Origin of the sequence: Tsukamurella sp. 8F (genome assembly GCF_029167375.1) — a bacterium.
GTDB lineage: Bacteria > Actinomycetota > Actinomycetes > Mycobacteriales > Mycobacteriaceae > Tsukamurella.
The window spans coordinates 241,265-261,760 of the sequence record NZ_JARFTP010000002.1 but is presented as its reverse complement, the minus strand read 5'-3'; the positions used below and the strand labels follow the sequence as shown (position 1 = coordinate 261,760).

The 20,496-nt window shown below is 68.4% G+C and carries 23 protein-coding genes; 16 read left to right on the top strand and 7 right to left on the bottom strand.

What is annotated here, in order from left to right; all coding sequences use genetic code 11:
• The first annotated feature begins 27 nt into the window (after window positions 1-27).
• Window positions 28-1,692 carry an NTP transferase domain-containing protein gene (locus tag P0W64_RS02725; RefSeq protein ID WP_275478504.1) on the top strand — a complete coding sequence of 555 codons (1,665 nt, stop codon included), beginning with the start codon at window positions 28-30 and terminating at the stop codon, window positions 1,690-1,692.
• A gap of 132 nt (window positions 1,693-1,824) precedes the next feature.
• The gene (locus P0W64_RS02720) at window positions 1,825-2,022 is read left to right on the top strand and encodes a hypothetical protein (RefSeq protein WP_275478503.1); all 198 of its coding nucleotides are present in this window, start codon (window positions 1,825-1,827) and stop codon (window positions 2,020-2,022) included.
• Window positions 2,023-2,075: 53 nt separating this feature from the next.
• Here the strand turns inward: P0W64_RS02720 and P0W64_RS02715 are convergent, their stop codons facing one another.
• The 4 genes from P0W64_RS02715 to P0W64_RS02700 form a co-directional block, all read right to left on the bottom strand.
• The gene (locus P0W64_RS02715; RefSeq protein ID WP_275478502.1) at window positions 2,076-2,345 is read right to left on the bottom strand and encodes a hypothetical protein; all 270 of its coding nucleotides are present in this window, start codon (window positions 2,343-2,345) and stop codon (window positions 2,076-2,078) included.
• A gap of 46 nt (window positions 2,346-2,391) precedes the next feature.
• Entirely contained in the window at window positions 2,392-3,828 is a 1,437-nt protein-coding gene (locus tag P0W64_RS02710) for a CoA transferase (RefSeq protein ID WP_275478501.1), read from the bottom strand.
• 113 nt (window positions 3,829-3,941) lie between these two features.
• Entirely contained in the window at window positions 3,942-4,850 is a 909-nt protein-coding gene (locus P0W64_RS02705; protein WP_275478500.1) for a LysR substrate-binding domain-containing protein, read from the bottom strand.
• Between the two features lie 58 nt (window positions 4,851-4,908).
• Entirely contained in the window at window positions 4,909-5,616 is a 708-nt protein-coding gene (locus P0W64_RS02700; RefSeq protein ID WP_275478499.1) for a PaaX family transcriptional regulator C-terminal domain-containing protein, read from the bottom strand.
• A 191-nt stretch (window positions 5,617-5,807) separates the two neighbouring features.
• On the opposite strand from P0W64_RS02700, the gene P0W64_RS02695 reads away from it, so the two are divergent.
• The 5 genes from P0W64_RS02695 to P0W64_RS02675 all read left to right on the top strand — a co-directional run bounded on the left by P0W64_RS02695 (window position 5,808) and on the right by P0W64_RS02675 (window position 10,865).
• Window positions 5,808-7,466 (top strand): acyl-CoA dehydrogenase family protein, encoded by a 1,659-nt coding sequence (locus tag P0W64_RS02695; protein WP_275478498.1) that lies wholly within the window; start codon window positions 5,808-5,810, stop codon window positions 7,464-7,466.
• Window positions 7,463-8,467, top strand: a complete 1,005-nt coding sequence (locus P0W64_RS02690; protein WP_275478497.1) for a crotonase/enoyl-CoA hydratase family protein — start codon at window positions 7,463-7,465, stop codon at window positions 8,465-8,467. Before P0W64_RS02695 ends, P0W64_RS02690 begins: the two co-directional genes overlap by 4 nt.
• Before the next feature lie 72 nt (window positions 8,468-8,539).
• Window positions 8,540-9,679, top strand: coding sequence for an SGNH/GDSL hydrolase family protein (locus tag P0W64_RS02685; protein WP_343232834.1), 1,140 nt, complete (start codon window positions 8,540-8,542; stop codon window positions 9,677-9,679).
• A 92-nt stretch (window positions 9,680-9,771) separates the two neighbouring features.
• A complete protein-coding gene (locus P0W64_RS02680; protein ID WP_275478495.1) occupies window positions 9,772-10,035 on the top strand; it encodes a hypothetical protein in 264 nt (87 codons plus the stop codon).
• A gap of 83 nt (window positions 10,036-10,118) precedes the next feature.
• Window positions 10,119-10,865, top strand: coding sequence for a S1/P1 nuclease (locus P0W64_RS02675; RefSeq protein ID WP_275478494.1), 747 nt, complete (start codon window positions 10,119-10,121; stop codon window positions 10,863-10,865).
• 94 nt (window positions 10,866-10,959) lie between these two features.
• Here the strand turns inward: P0W64_RS02675 and P0W64_RS02670 are convergent, their stop codons facing one another.
• Window positions 10,960-11,634, bottom strand: a complete 675-nt coding sequence (locus P0W64_RS02670) for a TetR family transcriptional regulator (protein WP_275478493.1) — start codon at window positions 11,632-11,634, stop codon at window positions 10,960-10,962.
• A 125-nt stretch (window positions 11,635-11,759) separates the two neighbouring features.
• Between P0W64_RS02670 and P0W64_RS02665 the strand changes: the two genes are divergently transcribed.
• The gene (locus P0W64_RS02665; protein WP_275478492.1) at window positions 11,760-12,911 is read left to right on the top strand and encodes a serine hydrolase domain-containing protein; all 1,152 of its coding nucleotides are present in this window, start codon (window positions 11,760-11,762) and stop codon (window positions 12,909-12,911) included.
• Window positions 12,912-12,975: 64 nt separating this feature from the next.
• Complete coding sequence (locus tag P0W64_RS02660; protein WP_275478491.1) at window positions 12,976-13,554, top strand: dihydrofolate reductase family protein; 579 nt, start codon at window positions 12,976-12,978, stop codon at window positions 13,552-13,554.
• A gap of 21 nt (window positions 13,555-13,575) precedes the next feature.
• Here the strand turns inward: P0W64_RS02660 and P0W64_RS02655 are convergent, their stop codons facing one another.
• A complete protein-coding gene (locus P0W64_RS02655) occupies window positions 13,576-13,770 on the bottom strand; it encodes a DoxX family protein (protein ID WP_275478490.1) in 195 nt (64 codons plus the stop codon).
• Window positions 13,771-13,854: 84 nt separating this feature from the next.
• Between P0W64_RS02655 and P0W64_RS02650 the strand changes: the two genes are divergently transcribed.
• From P0W64_RS02650 to P0W64_RS02630, 5 genes are all read left to right on the top strand, one after another.
• Window positions 13,855-14,712, top strand: a complete 858-nt coding sequence (locus P0W64_RS02650) for a sigma-70 family RNA polymerase sigma factor (RefSeq protein ID WP_275478489.1) — start codon at window positions 13,855-13,857, stop codon at window positions 14,710-14,712.
• Window positions 14,709-15,179, top strand: a complete 471-nt coding sequence (locus tag P0W64_RS02645; RefSeq protein ID WP_275478488.1) for a GNAT family N-acetyltransferase — start codon at window positions 14,709-14,711, stop codon at window positions 15,177-15,179. The genes P0W64_RS02650 and P0W64_RS02645 overlap by 4 nt, the downstream gene beginning before the upstream one ends.
• A gap of 250 nt (window positions 15,180-15,429) precedes the next feature.
• Entirely contained in the window at window positions 15,430-16,638 is a 1,209-nt protein-coding gene (locus tag P0W64_RS02640) for an FAD-dependent monooxygenase (RefSeq protein WP_275478487.1), read from the top strand.
• Between the two features lie 68 nt (window positions 16,639-16,706).
• The gene (locus P0W64_RS02635; RefSeq protein WP_275478486.1) at window positions 16,707-16,904 is read left to right on the top strand and encodes a hypothetical protein; all 198 of its coding nucleotides are present in this window, start codon (window positions 16,707-16,709) and stop codon (window positions 16,902-16,904) included.
• Window positions 16,905-16,965: 61 nt separating this feature from the next.
• Window positions 16,966-17,616, top strand: coding sequence for a maleylpyruvate isomerase N-terminal domain-containing protein (locus P0W64_RS02630; protein ID WP_275478485.1), 651 nt, complete (start codon window positions 16,966-16,968; stop codon window positions 17,614-17,616).
• Here the strand turns inward: P0W64_RS02630 and P0W64_RS02625 are convergent.
• Window positions 17,593-18,819 (bottom strand): MFS transporter, encoded by a 1,227-nt coding sequence (locus P0W64_RS02625; RefSeq protein WP_275478484.1) that lies wholly within the window; start codon window positions 18,817-18,819, stop codon window positions 17,593-17,595. The two genes, P0W64_RS02630 and P0W64_RS02625, sit on opposite strands and share 24 nt — an antisense overlap.
• Window positions 18,820-18,889: 70 nt before the next feature.
• On the opposite strand from P0W64_RS02625, the gene P0W64_RS02620 reads away from it, so the two are divergent.
• Both P0W64_RS02620 and P0W64_RS02615 read left to right on the top strand, forming a co-directional pair.
• Window positions 18,890-19,846, top strand: a complete 957-nt coding sequence (locus tag P0W64_RS02620) for a helix-turn-helix domain-containing protein (RefSeq protein ID WP_275478483.1) — start codon at window positions 18,890-18,892, stop codon at window positions 19,844-19,846.
• Between the two features lie 9 nt (window positions 19,847-19,855).
• Entirely contained in the window at window positions 19,856-20,377 is a 522-nt protein-coding gene (locus P0W64_RS02615) for a DUF3291 domain-containing protein (RefSeq protein WP_275478482.1), read from the top strand.
• Window positions 20,378-20,496: the final 119 nt, after the last annotated feature.

The following is a 20,496-nucleotide window of genomic DNA, read 5'->3' as shown; positions in this document are numbered from 1 at the left end:
TGAACCTACAACGATGGAACGAGCACCGTGACCCAGCTGCCCGTGCACGCAATCGTCCTCGCGGGCGGCGCGGCGCGGCGCCTCGGCGCCGACAAGCCCGAGCAGCGCGTAGGCGGCCGGCGGCTCCTCGACATCGCGCTGAACGCGGTCTCCGGCGCGGAGGCGATCGTCGTCGTGGGTCCGCCGCGGGACGTACCCGACGGTGTGCGCATCGTGCGCGAGACCCCGGCAGGCGCAGGGCCGGTCGCAGCGATCGCCGCCGGATTCTCCGCGCTCCCAGCGGGTTCCGCCGAAGTGGTGGTGCTCGCATCGGATCTCCCGGGGATCACCGCCGACGAGGTGGCGCGACTCGTCGCCGCCCGGGGCACGGCCCCGGTCGCGCTGGCCTGCGACGACCGTCCCCAATACCTCACCGCAGTATGGGATTCCGCGGCGCTCGCCCGCGCGCTGTCGGGCGTTCCGCCACGCATGCGTGATCTCGTACCGCACGACGCCGTCCTGGTCCCCTCCGCCGGGGCGGCCGACGTCGACACTCCCGAACAGCTCGAAGCCGCCCGACTACAGGCCGCCGCGACACCCTATGGTGCGCGGGCAGCGATCCGGGACTCCATCGCACCCCTCCCGCCGCGCCGCGCCGCGTTGGAGGTGGGCGCGGTGCTCGCTGAGCCCCTCACGGCCGCAGCACCGTTCCCGCCCTACGACGCCTCGGCGATGGACGGGTGGGCCGTCGCCGGGCAGGGGCCTTGGGTTCCCGACGGCGGGCCGGTCGCAGCAGGCGCCGACGCCGGTGCACTCGTGCCCGGCCACGCGCGTCGCATCGCCACGGGCGCACGGCTCCCCGACGGAGCCGCCCGCGTGATCCGCGACGAGGAGGTCAGCTACGCCTCGGAGGTGCTGCGGCAGAACGGCTCCGGCCCCGAAGACCGGGACGACACCCGACGTCGCGGCGAATCGTGGCGTCCCGGCGACGTCCTGATCCCTGCCGGGGCCCCGGTCACAGACGTCGTGGTCTCGGTAGCGCGGTCCGCCAGGGTGGAGCGGGCCGCGATCCGCGGACCCGTGCGCATCACGGTGTACACATCCGGCGACGAGATCGACCGCGGCGGCACCGCGCCGGACCGGATACCCGAGACCGCTTCCGGCCCTGTGGTCGCCGTACTCGCGCGCACCGGCGCGCGGGTCACCATAGGCAGCCACCTAGCGGACGACCCCGCAGCACTCGATTCCGCCCTCGCCGAGGACTCCGACGTCATCGCGGTGATCGGCGCGACGGGACGTGGTGTGGCCGACCACCTCCGATCGGCGACAGCCCGTGCGGGGGGCACCCCCGTCGTCGAGAAGGTAGCCGTGCGGCCGGGCGGGAGCGTGCTCGTCGCCACACTCGGAACGCGCGTGCTGCTCGGCCTCGGCGGGAATCCGCTCGCGGCGCTGTCGGCGGCCGCGCTACTGGGCCCCGCCATCGTCGATGCCCTGACCGCCGCCACCGCCCGCACCCGAGACCTCGTGCCCATCACCGGCCTCTCCCACGCCGATCGGTGGCGCATCGTGCCCGCAGAGCCTGACGGTGCCGGCCACTGGGTCGCGCACCCGCACACACCGACCGGGCACCTTCTCGCCGCCGCCGGGCACCGCGGCCTGCTACTGGTACCCCCGAACACTCCCGACGGCGCCCTGGCGGAACGGCTTGCATGATACGCCCCACTCCGGCGCTGTAGCGCCGCGCGAACAGCACCTGTCTCGCGGAACAGGTGGGACCCGCCGACGGCGCGAGGTGACGGGTTCGCAGAGGGAGTCCGTGCGGTCTTCCCGGACGGCGTCGACGCAGTGATCGACGCCGCGCTCCGGCGGGACGATGCAGCAGCTGCGGTGCGCGACGGCGGAGTATTCGTGGGCCTGCGAACGCCGCTGGCGGGCGGCATCACCACCCGCGGCGCGGACATCGTTCCGGCAAGCGAGTCGGCGGAAGCCCACCGTCGGCTGGAGAAGGGGGGCCTACGCGGGCGTCTCGTTCTCCGCTTCTGACGGCGTCCGGAATCTTGTGCGCGGGCCTGACGCGCCCGGCAGTTCCCCGGCTGTCAGAGCGGCCGCCGGCCCTCCTTGCGTCGCTCATCCTGCGATCCGAGATCTTCGACAGCCCCATCGGCGTCCTCGAACACATCGTCCCGCAACTCCTGACGGCGCTCTTCCTGTCCACGTCGGTCGTCGCGCAGTTCGTCGTTGTCCTTGTGGTGCCCCATGAGAACTCCTTTGCTGTCGTCGAGCGCCGCACCGGCGGCCTGAGCCGGGCGCTCGCCGTCACGGCGAGCGCGTCCGGCTACCGCAGCAACACTACGCTCGGTGGCCATCGGGGACATCGACACGGGCGCGGAGACGCGACGAGACCCAGCGGCTCTACCGCCACTCGAGAGGTGATGCGCCGAGCGGCTCGGCCGATCGCCGCAGCCGGGGCCTGAGTGTGGAGTAGCCGATCTGGGTCGGCAGATACGTGGTGGCCCCGAACGGACCGGTGACCGATGCCGGTTCCAGTCCGACGGCTGCGGGATCCGGGGCTGGAAGCTCGGCGACCCGCGCTCGGTCGAACAGGCCGAGATCCTGGATCCACATACAGACCTTCGCCAGGTCGACGTGGACGTGGTAGCTACCACCGTCGCGGGCACGTCGCCGCAGGGCTTCGATCACGCCCGCGGCCCCGAGGATCGAGGCCATGTAGTCGTTGAGCAGGTGGGTCGGCGGCAGCCTCGGCCCATCGAACGAGCCTTCTTCAGCGGAGAATCCCGATGCGGCGCAGGCTAGTTGGTCGAACCCACCGCGCCGCGACCATGGGCCCGACAATCCCCAACCGTGATAGTCGAGCACTACCAATCCGGGGCGCTCTTCGACGAGGGCCAGCGGCCCATACCCCTTGGCGTCGAGATCGAGGTAATTGCACACGTAGACGTCGGCGCCACCGACCAGGTGCCGGAACCGGCGCGCATCCTCGGAATCGGTGAGGTCGCAGAAGGCTGAGCGCTTGCCTATCCCGGTCTCGACGATCATTCCGATGGGGTCGGGGTGCACGGGAGTCGACACGTGCAGAACCTCGGCGTCGAGCTCGGCCAGGATACGAGCGGCGATCGGTCCGGCGATGACATGGGTGTTGTCGAGCACGCGGGCCCCTGTGAGCGGCAACGCGTCGGCGACCGGGTCGAGCGGCAAAAGCGGTTCAGGCGGGCTGTCGGCCACTCTCGTGATGTCGATGAGCGGACCGTCGGCCAGTATCCGCCCCTGCGGGTGCGCACGCCATTCCTCCTGCGTACGCACGGCGATCGCGGTGCCGCCCCGACTGCAGACGGCCTCCTCCAGATCGAAAGCGTTCCACCGGGCGATCACCTCGCTCATGCGCCGACGGTCCGGCGGACAGTCCAGTACACCGCAGGCGATGTCGCGCAGCGCCGGGTAGGACAGCAGCACGAAGATGTAGCGGCCGTCCCCGGCGCGATAGAAATCGCTGTTGCCCAACAGATTCGGATCCTCCATCAAGAGGTCGGCCGTGACGCCGTTGACTCGGGTCGACCAGATCGCCATCAGCTGGCAGATGGCCGCCTCCACCGACACCGAGATGTCCTGGGCCTCTCCGCCCCGATCGACCCACAGGCTCGACACCTCGGACCCCAGCGCAGCCAGCGCCGCGGCCGCCGCGTCGCCGATTCGATGTACGGACGGCACCACGGGGTCCTGGCCGGCGATGTCAACCTCGCCGACATGCGCTGCCGGGTCGAACCCCAGGTCGCGGTACAAGCCCTGCAGCACGTCATCGACTGTGCCGGATCCTCGGGCATTCGCGGTCATCGAAGTCTCCCCTCGTCGTCGGTCGGGGCTCGGTGCTCCCTCGTTCAGCTAACGCGGGCGGGTCTCCGGCGGGCCAATACCAGTTGCTCACCCACCCGATATGGGATGGCGTATCAGGGCAGTTCAACGGCGGGTTCGATTCCGCGCGCCAGCTCGATCATGCGCAGGACCACCGGGTCGGCATCGGCGTGGTGAAACGCGTGCAGCGGTATCCCCTGCATAGCTCCGGGATCGCTGACGCGGCGGTACACCAGGCCGGGATGCTGGTACCGGATGGCCGCCGCCGGAACGACGGCCACGCCGACGCCGGCCGCCGCCTGCGCCAGCAGTCCCCACAACGTGTCAGCGGTACCCGCCTGGATCAACGGCGAATCAGATCGGTGCAGCTGCTGTCTCAACACCTGCAAGACCCCCGACGCAGCCATCGTGGGGCCGAGTATCACCGGGCCATCCGCGAGTTCGGCGAAGGTGACCGACCTTTGTGCGGCCAGCCGGTGCCCGCTCGGCAATGCCGCTACGATCGACTCACTCCTGAGCCTCGCGACGGCGAAATCCTCGGCACCGGCCGTGATCCCGAGGATCAGCACCATATCCACGGCCCGGGCCCGAAGCATGTCCAACAACCGCGGCGACGTGTCCTGCACCAGGTGAGCCGTGACTGCGGGAAGCCGGGCGCGCGCGGCTTCCAACAGCGTCGGCACGAACTCGAGAAGCACCGTACTCAGGGCCCCGATCCGCACGATCCCCTCCTCGCCCGCACCGACTCGCCGCACGCGCTCCTCCGCAGCCACCGAACCGTCCAACAGATGCTGCGCGTCCTCGGCGAACGCCCGACCGGCAGCAGTCAACCGCACGCCGCGCCCGTCTCGCACCAGCAACTGCACACCGAGCCCCCGCTCGAGCCGGGCGATCGCCTGACTCAACGGCGGCTGCTGGATCCGTAGCCGCTCGGCGGCTCGCCCGAAGTGCAGTTCCTGCGCCAGCACTACGAACTGCTCCAGTAACCGCTGCGTCAAGTCCACGTCGCGAGGATAGGTGGTATCCCGACCAGGCCGAGCGGGTCGATGACAGCGCTCGGCGTCAGCGGCGCGTGGAGATGTCCGTATCACCGCGCATGGCTGCGAGCCATCGGCGGTACTCGGAGTAGGCGGCGGTCAGTGCGTCCGCGGGCCACTCCGCCGGCAGCAGTTCGCTCGGGAGAAGTGGGTCGGTCTGCAGATGATGGACGGCCGCGACCATCGTCCTGAATCGGGCGGGCTCGTCTCCCGCCTCTGCAAGGAGTTCCAGATACGCCGCGCCGCGATCGGACCACGATTCCAGGTCCCACAGTCGTCCGGCGAGTTCCGCCGGCTCGTCGTAGGGGAACGCTTCGAAGCAGGTCGCCACCGCGAGCAGGCTGTCCGGCCACCTACGACGAAGGTTGGCAGGTCGAGTCCACACGCCTTCCCGCAGCTCGGCGACCCGTCGGCGCGCCATCTCGGCTCGCAATGCGACCCGGTCGGTGGCGCTGCGACCAGTCGTGGTGACCACTGCCAGCTCCCAACCACCCGTCCACGGGCCTCGCTCGGGCGGCTCGACGTCCTTCTGCCTCTGCGCGAGCCGTGCAGACAGCGTGTAGACGGAGTCGCTTCGCACAAGGTCCCCGTTGGCGACCATTCGAGTGAGAGCGACCCGCGTCGTCGTCTCAGCGATGCCGAAAAGATCCATGGCCCCGACGATCTCGCGTCCCGTCAGGCTGGGCGGATGCGCGCCGAGCAGCAGGCTCAGCACGGCTGATCGCGCTGACACCGGTGGCACGAGCGGGGCATCCATCGAGCCGGGACGCTACACCACGAACTCTTATTACACTATTGCATCATGTGATGTGTATATGTAATCCTCATTAGACGGCGAGTTGCACCGCGACCACCACGCGCGCGCCAGTCGATGCCGGCGGGGTGACGACGACGCATGATCCAGCCGCTCCGAGAGGACACGCCATGCCGACCCACGCCGTGACCAACCAGCCCCCGCCCCTCACGGGGTTCAACGCCGCGGACACGCCGGTGATCGCCGAGGCCCTCCGTCGAAACCGGCTGCACCCGAGCACCACCGACGAGATCCGGCTGGTCGGCCGACTCGGCGGCGACCAGGCGGTGATCGAACTCGGCGACCTCGCCGAAGCCCATCCGCCCGTCCTCGCGACGCATGACCGGTACGGCCACCGCATCGACGAGGTCGTCTACGACCCGGCCTACCACAGGCTGATGGAGCACGCGGTGCGCCACGGCATGCATGCGACACCCTGGTCCGATACGCGGCCGAACGCACACCTGATCCGGGCGGCGAAACTGAGCGTGTGGGGCCACGTCGACGCCGGTCACGGCTGCCCCGTGTCGATGACCTATGCGGTGGTGCCGGCATTGCGGGCGAACGAGACTCTCGCAGCCGAGTACGAACCGCTGCTGTGCAGTACCGAGTACGACCCCGGACTGCGGGCGCCCCTGACCAAACGCGGTCTGCTCGCCGGGATGTCGATGACTGAGAAGCAGGGTGGTTCAGACCTCCGCGTCAACACCACCACCGCGACGCCACAGCCGGACGGCAGCTACCGCATCACCGGCCACAAGTGGTTCACGTCCGCGCCGATGTGCGACTTGTTCCTCGTGCTTGCCCATGCCCCGGACGGTCTGGCCTGTCTCCTCGTCCCCCGGGTACTACCGGACGGCGCCCGCAACACCTTCAACCTGCAGCGGCTGAAGGACAAGCTGGGCAATCACTCGAACGCCAGCAGTGAGGTCGAATACGACGACACCGTCGGCTGGCTCGTCGGCGGCGAGGGCCGCGGCATCAAGACGATCGTCGAGATGGTCGATCTCACGCGGCTCGACTGCGTCCTGGGATCCGCCACGGTCATGCGTACTGGGATCGCACAGGCCGCCCACCACGCCGCCCACCGCAAGGCGTTCGGAGCCCTCCTCGCGGAGCAGCCCGCGATGCGCAACGTCCTCGCCGATCTTGCGGTCGAGGCCGAATCGGCGACCACGGTCGGCCTGTGGCTGGCAGAACTGACCGACCTCGCCGTCGCCGGCGACGAACGCGCCACGCTGCTCCGCCGTATCGCGTTGGCGGTCACCAAATACCACGTCTGCAAACGCGCGCCGATGCACGCCGCCGAAGCCCTCGAGTGCCTCGGCGGGAACGGCTACGTCGAGGAGTCCCGCATGCCCCGCCTGTACCGCGAGGCACCGCTGATGTCGATCTGGGAGGGCTCGGGCAACGTCGCCGCCCTCGACGCCCTACGGGCGATATCCCGCCAGCCCGAGGTACTCGGCGTGTTCTACGACGAGGTGAGGACGGCCACCGGCACGGATCCTCGGTTCGACGCGGCCATGCGTAGCATCGAGCGGACTCTGGCGGACGTCGACCTCACGGATCTCGATGCTCTCCAATACCGGACCTGCCGCATCGTCGGCGACATGGCCGCTCTCCTCCAGGGGTCACTGCTGCTCCGCTTCGGCCACCCATCCGTCGCCGACGCCTACACGGCCACCCGCCTCGCCGGCGACCGCGGCGACGTCCTCGGCACACTCCCCATCGGCGTCGACACCACGACCCTGATCGATCGCGCCACCCCTGAGACAGGAGCGAACCCATGACCGCACACGGCAATCATCCGGGATCGCGCCCGGGAGCCTGGCGCGAGTCTCTCGCCGCCGGCGACCGCTCGCTGTTCCGAGGTCGCGAGTCGGCCGACCCGGATCACGACTACCGAACACTGACGTATGAGGTCACCGACCGCGTCGCCCGCATCACGTTCGACAGACCGGAACGCGGCAACGCCATCACCGCCGACACCCCCACCGATCTCGCCGCAGCCGTGGAGCGGGCGGATCTCGATCCGCACGTCCACGTCATCGTGGTCTCCGGTAGGGGCAAGGGCTTCTGCGGCGGATACGACCTGGCGATGTACGCCGAGAACACCGACGATCCCGATCACGACGGGCGGGACACGACCGGAACGGTGCTCGATCCCGTCGTACAGGCGCGCAATCACGATCCGGCCGGAACCTGGGATCCGATGATCGACTACCAGATGATGAGCCGTTTCAATCGCGGCTTCGCGAGCCTGCTCCATGCGAACAAACCGACCGTCGCGAAGGTGCACGGATTCTGCATCGCGGGCGGAACCGACATAGCGCTCTACGCCGACCAGATCATCTGCGCCGACGACACCCGCATCGGTTACCCGCCCGCCCGGGTATGGGGCGTCCCCGCCGCCGGGATGTGGGCGCATCGCGTCGGCGACCAGCGCGCCAAACGGCTTCTGCTCACGGGCGACAGCATCACCGGTGCGCAGGCAGCGGAGTGGGGACTCGCGGTCGAGGCACCGCCCGCCGACCTGCTCGACCAGCGGACAGAGGATCTCCTCGGCCGCATCGCGCAGGTGCCCATCAACCAGTTGATCATGACCAAACTCGCCCTCAACAGCGCGTTGCTCGCGCAGGGCGTCGCCACGTCCGGGATGATCAGCACGGTCTTCGACGGCATCTCCCGCCATACCCGCGAGGGATACGCATTCCAACAGCGAGCCGCGACCACAGGATTCCGCAACGCGGTCACCGAGCGTGACGGTCCCTTCGGTGATGCCAAGGACTGAGGTCGTGGTATGACCGGACTCGACGCCCATCCAGTCCTCGAAACGTTCGACCGCTGACAACGAGGAGACACTGTGCCGCCGTTGACATCCACGCAGATCACCACCGAGCTGTTGCCGGGTATCGCCGAACTCGAACCGACGAGCCGCGGCCTGCTTCCCCACCGGTTGCCCGCGCATGCCCGCCGGCAGTGTTCCGATCCTCAGATGGCCATGGCAGAGACCCAACCCGCTGGCGCCCGTCTCAGATTCCACACCACGGCGACGATCGTCGAGCTCGACGTCATACGGACGCGACCGATGTATCGCGGTGTCCCGGCCCGCCCCGACGGTGTCTACGACCTGGTGGTCGACGGCACCCTCGCGGCGCAGGAGACGTCGACGGGCGGCGACGTACTGGTCATGGACATCGCCACCGGGACGGCGGAGACGGAGGCGGGCCCTATCGGGACGATCACCTTCACCGATCTACCCGACCGGGCGAAGACGATCGAGATCTGGTTACCCCACAACGAGATCACGGAGCTCGTCGACCTCCGCAGCGACCGTCCGCTGTCCCCCGCCGCCGGTGCCGGCGCGCTGTGGGTACACCACGGCAGCTCGATCAGCCACGGTTCCAACGCCGCGCATCCGACGGGTACATGGCCTGCCATCGCCGCGAGACGAGCCGGCCTCGAACTCCACAACCTCGGATTCGGTGGTGGCGCGCTCCTGGATCCGTTCGTGGCGCGCACGATTCGCGACGCATCGGCCGACCTGATCAGCATCAAACTCGGCATCAACCTGGTGAATGCCGATCTGATGCGTCGGCGCGCCTTCGGCCCGGCCGTCCACGGATTCCTGGACACGATCCGCGACGGTCACCCCACCACGCCACTCATCGTCGTCTCGGCCGTGCACTGTCCGATCCACGAAGACACGCCGGGCCCCGTCGTGCCCGACTTCGCGGACGGTCGAATGCGATTCGTCGCCGGCGGCGACCCCGACGGCAGCGCACGAGGACAGCTGACCCTGCGCATCGTCCGCGCGGAGCTCGCCGAGCTCGTCGACGCGCGCGCCGTCGACGACCCGCACCTGACGTATATCGACGGCCTCACACTGTTCGGCCCGCAGGACGCGGATCTACCCCTCGCCGACAATCTGCACCCCGGCCCAGAGGCGCACCAACGCATCGGAGAGCGCTTCAGCGCCCACCTCCGCGCGCATCGCGTATGACCCATCCGCCGTAGCCGGCACACAATCCGATCCCAGAAGTCACCCGACGAAGGACAGAACGTTCGAGGCACCTTCGGCGCTACGCTCGATGCATGCCCTCCCCCTCCGAGCCCGCGGTCTTCCACCGCACGGACGGCGGTTCGACCAGTGTCCGCAGCGATCTCACCGGCATCGGTCCGCTGGTGATCGTCGACGGGCACTATCCGGACGACATGCCCGTCGACGAGTCTCCGGCGCGATGCGAGATCGACGATTACGACCCGCGTTCCGTCGTAGCGGACACCGGCATCGTCATACGACGGGAGTCGGCACCACGCTTCGGTACATGGGAGCGGCTCGACCACTGGCCGGAATAGCAAGGTGAAACCCTGGTGACGACTCGGCGAATCCTCTGCGGCCTCCGGTTGCCGGACCGTCCGCCCTGCGGGACGGTTACGGCATGAAACGAATAGTCGCGGCGCTGGCCGCCACCACGACCATCGCCGCCAGCACACTCGCTGCGGCCCCCTCGAACGCATGGGGCGTCGAAGGGCATCAGATCGTCGCCGAGGTCGCCCAGTCCGAGCTCACCGCGTCCGCGACCAAGCAGGCGAAGGAGCTTCTCGGCGGCGCGAGCCTGGCCAGCGTGGCCTCCTGGGCGGACGAGCACAAGTCCAGCGCGACGGCGCCGTGGCACTACATCAACATGGGCGAGAACGATTGCAAATACAACGCTTCCAAGAACGGAAACGGCGGTAACAACGTTATCGACGCGATCAAGAACCAGACCGCGATCCTCGCCGACCACAGCAGGTCCGAGTCCGAACGGAGCGACGCGCTCAAGTACGTCGTGCACTTCGTCGGCGACATCGAACAGCCGTTGCACGCCGGCTACGCGAAAGACCGTGGCGGAAACAGCATCCCGGTCACCTACCAAGGCAAGACCACGAACCTGCACGCGCTGTGGGACTCCGGCCTCCTCACGTCCAACACCCCGGCCGAGGTCAAGGCACTCCCGGCACCGGACCTCGGGGGCACCGATCCTGTCGGCTGGGCGGAGGCGAGTTGCCGCCTCGCCCGCACCGTGTACCCAGCGTCATCGAAGATCGACGACGCATACGTCGAGAAGTTCCGTCCGGTGGTCGATTCGCAGCTGCGCCTGGGAGGCGGGCGCCTGGCGCGCCTACTCGACTCGACGCTGAAGTAGCCCGGGACCGGCCGTCCGCGCGGTCCCACGGCGCTGCGCCTCGTCAGCACGGCAGATGCGCCGGCGGCGATGGACCCGACTCTCTATCAGCTGGTCACCGTGCCGGACCGGGCGGCAGACTGGCCGCAGACGGCGTGAAGCCCACCAGCAGCGCGTCCACCGCCGCGTCGAACCGGGCTGTCGGCCCTCTGTCCCGGCCGGCGCGCGCTGCCTCGACCAGCAGCGGGTAGTCCTGTGGCGAGAGTGCGCCGAGCCGGCCGGTCTGCGCCTCCTCGCCGCGCGGCTCCGGGCCGCCGCCGGCGCGCAACGCACCGTTGACGACGATCAGGGAGTTGAGCGCGTAGAGCAGATCGAGCGCGCGGCCCGGCTCGAATCCGGAGTGCACCAGCACCAGCAACAGGCTCTCCATGACCTCGTGGTTGGCAGCGGTGTCACCGGGGCGCGTGAGCATCAGGGAGACCAGATTCGGGTGTGCCGCCAGGGTCTCCAAAGCAGAACCCGCGTACCTCCGCAGCCCGTCTCTCCAGTCCTCGTCGGCCTCGCCCGGAAGTGCTACCGCACCGACCAGCCGCTCGACGAGGCCGTCGAGCAGTGCTCCCTTGCTCGGGAAGTGGTGATACAGGGCCATCGCCTCGACCCCCAGCGCGGTGCCGAGACGGCGCATCGACAGGGCGGCGAGGCCGTCCCGATCGACGAGGGCGACGGCGGCATCGAGGATCGCTCCGCGGCTCAACCCTGCGTGTCGCCCTCTCTCGCGGGACGTCGGCATCGCGCCTCCTATGTCTTCGGGCCGGTCGCATCAGAAACATGTTGACGTGTTGTACGTCGTAAGTCTACCGTTCACAAAACGAGATTTACGTTGTAAACCAGCCCCGCGGCGAAAGCGAGCACCCGATGACCCACCACCTGACCGACCGATCTCCGAGTGTCGAACTCGACGTCGACCACCTCGAACGTGCGGCGACCGCGGTCTGCGCGGCAGGTATCCCCGGGGTCTTCACCGAAGTCGTTGCCGGGGAATCGATCTGGCGCGGCGCCTCCGGAGTCGCCGACATCGACACCGGCGCACCGGTGGTGCCGGAGATGCGACATCGAGTCGGTAGCGTCTCGAAGACGTTCGTCGCGACCGCCGTTCTCCTGCTCGCCGAGCACGGCCACGTCGACCTGGACGAGCCCATCGGCCACTATCTCCCCCGGCTCGTCCCCGGTGAGCGAGGTCGCTGCATCACACCGCGGATGTTGCTCAACCACACCAGCGGTCTCGCGGAGTACCTCCCTGTGGCCTACCCGTCCCTCGCCCGTTTCCCCGTCCTGGCGGATACGTCGCCGCGGAGCCTCGAGGACAACCGGTTCGCCGTATTCGACCAAGCCGACCTGATCGCGATGGGTGTTCAGGCCCCGCCCTCCGGTAGCCCCGGTTCCGCGCCGGGCCGGTACTCCAACACCAACTACCTACTGCTGTGCCGGCTCATCGAACTGATCACGGACAGCGTCGCCGAGCGGTTCGTCCAAGAGACGGTCATCAGACCAGTAGGACTGCGCGACACCGGATTCCCGAACGGAGTCGAGATCGAAGGACCCCACTCGCGGCTGTACGAGTCCTGGTTCGGAATGCTGGACCCTTCGCGCGACTACAGCGTCTTCGACATGTCCTGGGTCGGCCCCGCCGCATCGTTGATCTCGACCACCTCGGACCTCGACCGCTTCTATCGTTCTCTACTGGCGGGGGAGATCGTCGGCGAGGCTTCGCTCGCACAGATGCAACGAACGACACCGGTGGTGTCGTTCGAGGGGACAGTCATCGACTACGGTCTCGGCCTACATCGCAAAGAGGTTGCGGGGCAGGGAACGTTCTGGGGTCACGACGGATCGGTGTGGGGTGGCGGCACCATCACCATGACGCGGTCGGACTGCGCGCGACAGATGACCGTGATGATCAATCGACAGCGCTGGAGCCAGCTGGACAGCAAGGGCCGGCCCATGCCCGACCAGATCGATCGTGCGCTGGACTCCCTATATCGAACTGCATACGGCGCGTCCGAGTAGCAGACTCGTAGGCATCCGGCGCCGATCCGGCTCGGACGGTGCACGCACCACCTACGGTGGGGTCATGCGCAGACTCGTCTACTGCATCGCGTCGACCATCGACGGCTTCATCGCCGGGCCGGATGGTGCCGACCCCAGCGGCGCCGACGGTTTCTGGCCCGTCCCAGGCGACTACGTCTCGCACGTGATCGAGAACTACCCCGAGATCCTGCCCGCGCCGGCACGTCGAGCGATGGGTGTCACGGACCTCGGCACCCACTTCGACACCGTGGTGGAAGGGCGCAACAGTTACTCGCTCGGTCTGGATGCCGGCATCGTCGACGCCTTTCCTCATCTACGCCACCTGGTGTTCTCACGCACGCTAGGAGCGAACGAGTCGGTCGAGGTGATACCCGACGATCCGGTCGCGACCGTCCGTTCCCTCAAGCGGGAGAGCGGCAAAGACATCTGGCTGGTCGGTGGCGCGACCATCGCCGGGGCTTTGTACTCGGAGATCGACCGATTGATCGTCAAGCTGGCTCCGATCACGATCGGCGCCGGGATCCCTTTGTTCGCAGCCGGGTTCGAGCCCGCGCACTGGGGCCTCACCGATGTCCACAGGATCGACAGCGGCGCCCTGTTTCTCACCTACGACCGTGCGTGAGTGGCCGGCTGCGGCGAACCGTCACACGGCGGCGATCATGTGAACGGTCGACGCCACAGCCAGCTTAAGGGTGGCGAGATAGGGTATCGCCCAAGCGGGAAAGTGGACCTGGGCGGAGTTCTTCAGCACGAACGGCGCCCTCAGGTAATCGGCGAACGCGACGAACACGTTCGCACCGATACAGAGGATGGTCGCGATCGTCAGCAGTGTCGTCATACGGTGGCCTCCAATGGGATGGTCGGATAGGAGATCGGTCGTTTCGTTCTCCCGACGTCTCACACCCGCGAAAGGTGACACCCGGTGATACCGGCATCCGACTTCGAAGCCGCCCGCCCGCAGCTGACCGCGATCGCGTTCCGGCTACTCGGCTCGATCCACGATGCGGAGGACGCCGTGCAGACCACCTGGATCAAGGTGTCGAACGGGGAGACCGAGCACCTCCGTAGACCCGCCGCGTGGCTGACGACGGTCCTCGGCAACGTATGCCTCGACCAGTTGCGCGCGCGACGGCGACGCCGCGAGGAGACCCTCCCGGCAGACGAGGTCCACGCCGAGGAACTCGCAGCCGACGAACGCTATCTCCAGCGCGAGAGCGTGTCCCGCGCGCTGATGATCGTCCTGAATGCTCTCACTCCCCCACAGCGCATCGCCTACGTGCTGCACGACCTGTTCGACGTGCCGTTCCAGGAGATCGCAGCCGTCCTCGATACGAGCCGCGACAACGCGAAGAAGCATGCGAGCCGCGCGCGGCGTCGCATCGCACAGAACACCTCGGTGCCGGCGTCGGATGCCGACGGTGCCCTGGTCGATGCCTTCCTCAGCGCCGCGGCGGGCGGAGACATGACCCGGATGCTGGATCTGATGGCCCCGGATTGCGCGCGCACCGTAGATCCCTCGCTGTCGCCGACCCCCACGGCAGCCGTCGTGCGCGGGCGGGCAGCCGTAGCCGACGAGACGAGGACTTTCGTCGACCGGATCCGCACCAGCACAGTGCTACTCATCGGTGGGCGGGCAACGCACGTGATAGCTCCCGGCGGCCACCCGATCGCGACTATCGACGTCGCCACACGAAACGGGCTGATCTCACGGATCGATGTCAGAGACCTGCGCGGCCGTCCTCTCCTCGCTGGAGCCGGATCTGGTTCCATGAAAACATGATTCGAGTCGTCGACGCAGACCTCGCGGACGAGACCCTCGTCGAGTTCCTTTCCGCACACCTCGCCGATATGGCGCCGACCGCACCGGCGGCGAGCCGGCACGCCCTCGATGTCGCCGCCCTGCGCGCGCCCGGCGTGCGGATGTGGGTCGCCCAGGCGCCCGACGATGAGCTTCTCGGGACCGTGGCGTTGGTGCCGATCGATGGAGGACACGACGAGCTCAAGAGCATGCGCACCGCGCCCGCCGCGAGAGAGCGAGGGGTGGGCCGAGCACTCGCGCTACATGCCTTGGACGACGCTCGCGCCCGCGGACTGACCCGGGTTTCGCTCGAGACCGGCAGCATGGCCTTCTTCGCCCCGGCCCGCGCCCTGTACCGCGCCGTCGGATTCGTCGAGTGCGACCCCTTCGGCACGTACCGCCACGATCCCAACAGCGTCTTCATGACGGTCGAACTGTCACACGTATAGCGCCGTGCCATGATCGTGCAAGCCACCATCCCGCTCTCCCGACCGAGGTCGGCGGATCGGTCACGACGCTCCAGATCGCAAGGGCCGCAGGCATCAGCACGGAGTCCTACCGCAAGCTCGTCGTCGCGATCGGAGACGTTCTCCGGTTCTCGCATGGACCTATTGGCCGACAATGGTTTTCACCACAGGTGAGGTCGAACCCCTTAGGTCGAGGTACTATCCGGGAGAAGCTGTTCGAGCGGGGGTATGCATGAGCGGGACAAAGGTCTTGATCGCGGGGGCCAGCATCGCCGGTCCCGCGCTGGCGCACTGGCTGGACCGGTGGGGAGCCGAGGTGACCGTCGTCGAGCGTTCGCCCGTCCTGCGTCCGGGCGGACAGGCGGTGGACGCACGCGGCGTGACTCGTGAGGTCGTCAGGCGAATGGGACTCGACGGTGCCGTGCGTGCCGCCTGCACCTTCGCCGCCGGCGCGCACACCGTCGACGCCGACGGCAACGTGCTCGAGACCTTCAGTGTGGAGGACGACGGCGGCGATGGATTCATCTCCGAGATCGAGATCCTGCGTGGTGACTTGTCTCGCGTGCTCTACGACGACACCCGCGACCGCGTCGAATACGTCTTCGGTGACCGGATCGCCGAGATCACCCAGGACGCGGACGGCGTGGACGTGACGCTCGCGGGCGGTAGCCGGCGGCGCTTCGACCTGGTGATTGGCGCGGACGGGCTGCACTCGGCACTGCGTGCGGCGGCGTTCGGACCCCGCGAGCGGTTCGTCCGCCACCTCGGGCACGTGCTCGCCTTCTACACCGTTCCCAACGAATTCGGGCTGGACCAGTGGATGCTCGAATACCAGGAGGCGGGGCGCTCCGCGGGCCTGCGTCCGATCCGGGACGCGAGCCTCGCCGTCGCCATGTTCTCCTTCCCCGCAGTTGATTTCGACGTCGACTACCGCGATATCGAGGCCCAGAAGCAACTGCTGCGCGAACGGATGGACGGCTTCGGTTGGTTGACCCCACGCATTCTCGCGCATATCGACGACACCCCCGACTTCTACCTCGATCAGGTCGCCCAGGTGGTTATGGACCGCTGGTCGAGCGGACGCGTGGGGCTCCTCGGTGACGCGGCGTGCAGCTCATCACCGATGTCGGGTCAGGGCACCGGGATCGCCCTCGTCGGTGCATACCTGCTGGCCGGCGAGCTCGCCTCCGCCGGCTGGGATCCGGCGACGGGTTTCGATGCGTACGAGAGGAAGATGCGACCGTACGTCGAGGCCAACCAGGAGATCGCGCGGCTACACGCGCGCAGCCGCGACGTCACCGCGCACGGGCCCGGACCCGACTTCGAGTCCGAGTGGTTCGCCGAACTCCTGGAGCGCGCCATCAATGGGGTGCGACTCCCCGATTACGCTGATCTGGCCGACGCCGGATCCACCGATGCGACCGAGGCCGTGGCCCCATGAAGCCGATCGATGAGGCCGATCCGCCCACGCCGGTGGCAAGCGCGCGCCAGTGGCTCAGGACCGGAGAGGTGAGCACACCCACTCAGCCGCGGCGGTCGCGTCGCGTCGCCGCCCTCATGTTCGTCATCGCCTTCCTGCCGTTGACCGGTATCGCAACGGCGTTCCTCGATCACGGCGGCGGCCTCAGCATGGCATTCGGCGGATTCATGCTCGTCTATCTGATCGTGTTGGGCGCGCTGATGATCAAGGTCATCCGGCGGCGCTGAGGAGAGGAGTGACCGTGGCCATCGACCGCTCCGCCGCGGCCGGCGCACCGCAGGATGCGTCGTGAGCATCGCGGTGTCCGATGCTTTGTTCGAGCGACGCGTCGTCGCCTTGGCCGACGTGTGGACCCTGTGGACCGAAGTAGGTCGCTCGCTGGGGAGACTCTGGCATGCTCCGACCCGATGCACCGGTTGGGATGTGGCCGCCGTGTACGCGCACGTCGCGGGATTCCCGGCGCTACTCGCCCGTGGGCTTCCTTCCACCGATGGTCAGGCCACGCCGCCGACCACCGCCGCGGGCATACTACGAGGCTTCAACTCGTTCAACGGTCCGGCGGAACAGATGGCTGCCTCCGTCGCCGACGCCGCTGTCGGACGAGCCGGCGCCGTAGGCGATCCGGGCGAACTCGTGCAACCATTCGCCGACGACGGTCCGCGTGCTATCGCGACGCTGCGGGCCGCCGACGCGGAGACGCTGGTGCCGTGGCCAGCGGCAGGCACCAGCATCCGACTCGTCGAGGCGGTCCGCATCATCCTCATGGAGTCGGTGGTGCACCTGCTGGACGTACTCGACGCGGTGGGCATGTCACCCGCGGTGGCGGACGACGCCCTGCAGGAGACGGCCGCGCTGCTCGCCGAGGTCGCGGACCCGATCGCGTTCATCGAGGCCGCTACCGGACGCGCCGACCACTCACCCCTCCCCGTGATCCGCTGACACAGCACAGGTCAGCACTCCGGCAGCGAAGACCACTGCCGCGACCACCAATGCCGTACACGTCCATCCGAACCACCCCACCGCGGCCGCTCCGAACGCAGTTCCCGCGCTGCCGCCGATGAAGTACACCACCATGTAGCCGCTGTTGAATCGCGCGGGAGCCGCCGGGTCGATAGCGAGGACGGTGCTCTGGTTCGCGACCTGAGCCGCGAACAACCCGGCATCGAACAAGGCGAGGCAGACGACGGTCGCGACCGTACTATGCAGGGCAACCGCGTTCGTCGCCGCGGCGCCGAACGCCACCGACAGGCCGGCCAGAATCACCGCACGGGCGCCGACCCGGTCCGTCCAGCGACCGGCGACCTGGGTGGCGACGATCCCGGAGAGGCCGGCCAGACCGTACAGGCCGATCCGTTCGGGCGAATATGCGAACGGCGGCTGCGCCAGCGCAACCGCGAGCCCCGCCCACATCGCGCAGAATCCGAAGAACCACAGGGCCCCTCGCGCCGAAGCGAGCCGCAGCGCTGCGTGGCGGACGAACAGCATCGGGATCGACCGAATGCCTGCGATGTATCCGGTCGCGGGACGCGTGCGACGCGGGTTGGGCAGCACCACAGCGCAACTCGCCGCGAATGCGACGCATGCACCAGCGATGCACAGCAGCATCCCGCGCCACCCGAGATGATCGGCCAGCACACCCCCGACGATCCGTCCACCCAGGATCCCGGCGGAGATGCCGGAGGTCAGCACGCCGAGCGTCGTCGCCCGACGCTCCGGTACAGTCAGACGCCCCGCCACCGAGGTCATCCCGGCTCCGACGACAGAACTCGCCCCGGTCAGCGCGATCAGCGCGGCGAGCAGCTGAGTGTCTGCGACCGCGGCACTCAGGCTCAGAGCAGCGGCAAGGCATGCGAACTGCGCACCGATGACACGCCCTGGCGCGAACCGATCCACCAGCGGCACAACGAGTATCAATCCGGTCAGGTAGCCGATCTGGCCGCATGCCAGGGCCATGCCGACATGACCGATCGGAGACCGGAGCGAAGAAGCGACCTGCGCCACGGACGGCTGCAACAAGTAGACCGCGGAGGTGCCCAGGGCGGCGGCAACGGACATGAACAGCACCGTCGGGCCGGCGAGCTGAGGCATCTGCTCGGCACGGGCCGGGGGAATCGGACGTCTGGGGGGATGTGTCTCGGTCACCCCTCAACCATCGTGACCGCCGAGGCCGACGGACAGTGTCCGGACTGTCACTGGTGATACATTTTCGGCCATGCCCCGAAAGGTCGCGCTAGCACTGAGCGAAGGTGTCCCTCTATTCGAGCTCGCGGGACCGTGCGCGATATTCGGCACGGACCGCAGCGAACTCGCCGGCACCGACTGGTACGACTTCGCCGTATGCAGCCCGCGCGACGCGTCCGTCGACAGGTGGTTCCGCGCCACGACGACGCACACATACGACGACCTCGCGCGCGCCGACACGGTCATCGTCCCCGCCTGCCACGACGCCGCACTGAATCCCGCTCCCGACCTCGTCGAAGCCGTCCGGGAGGCCGCCTGCCGGGGCGCACGGGTCGCCTCGATCTGTACCGGCGCGTTCGTTCTCGCGGCCGCCGGACTGTTGGACGGACGCAGGGCGACGACCCACTGGCTGTACGCCGCCGAGCTGGCCGAGCGATACCCGCGAGTCCTGGTCGACCCCGATCCGCTGTACATCGATCACGGTGACGTGCTGACGTCCGCAGGAAAGTCGGCTGGGATCGACCTCTGCCTGCACATCGTGCGCACGGACTACGGCGCGCATGTGGCCAATCGCGTGGCACGCCGACTGGTCAGCCCACCGCATCGGGACGGCAACCAGCGGCAGTACGTCGATCCCGTTCCCGCGCCGACGGCCGCAGGGCGCGATATCGGCGACACGCTGACGTGGGCTCTCGACCACCTCGACGAGCCACTCACGATCGAGCAGCTCGCCCGGCACGCGCAGGTCAGCACGCGGACCCTGCATCGACACTTCGTGCAGCGCACCGGCACCCGGCCCCTCGAATGGCTCAACGCAGCTCGCGTCCGGCGCGCTCAGCAACTACTCGAGACGACCGACCTCACCGTCGAGCGCATCGCACACCTATGCGGTTTCGGCAGCCCGGTAGCCCTCCGAAGGCACATGCACAACGCACTCGACACCACACCGGATGCCTACCGCAGGCGGTTCGACGCGCTCAGCCGGTAGCTTGTCGGCATGCAGTACGACCTCGCGCAGGTGAACATCGCCCGACTCGCCGCCGACCTCGACAGCCCACAGCTGGCCGACTTCGTCTCCGCCCTCGATCCGGTCAACGCGCTTGCAGATGCGGCACCGGGATTCGTCTGGCGCCTACAGACCGAGGACGGCAACGCGACGGACATCGTCGCCTTCGAGGGCGACCAGGGCGATGGCGTCGGGGTGATCACCAACATGTCGACCTGGCGCGACGTCGACAGCCTGGCCGCGTTCGTCTTCGGCCCGATGCACAAGGCGATCATGCGCCGCAGACGGGAGTGGTTCCTGCCCATGCGGGAGGCGTACACCGTGTGCTGGTGGGTGCCGGCCGGGCACCGCCCGTCGGTCTCGGAGGCCGAGACGCGCCTCCGGATCCTGCGCGCCGAGGGCCCGACGCCCGAGGCATTCACCATAAGGCGCCACTTCCCGGCGCCGGACCGCGCTCCCACCGTCGGCGGCCCCGGCGCCGTCGAACGCGAAGACTGGGTCTGCGGGGTCTGAACGACCGAACGCATCACAGCCGCTGCGGCAGCGCGCGGGCGAGGTTTCGTGGACAATGGAGAGTCTGTTCTCACCACCCCGAGACCGCACCTAGGAGCACCGTGACGCCTCGACCCGTC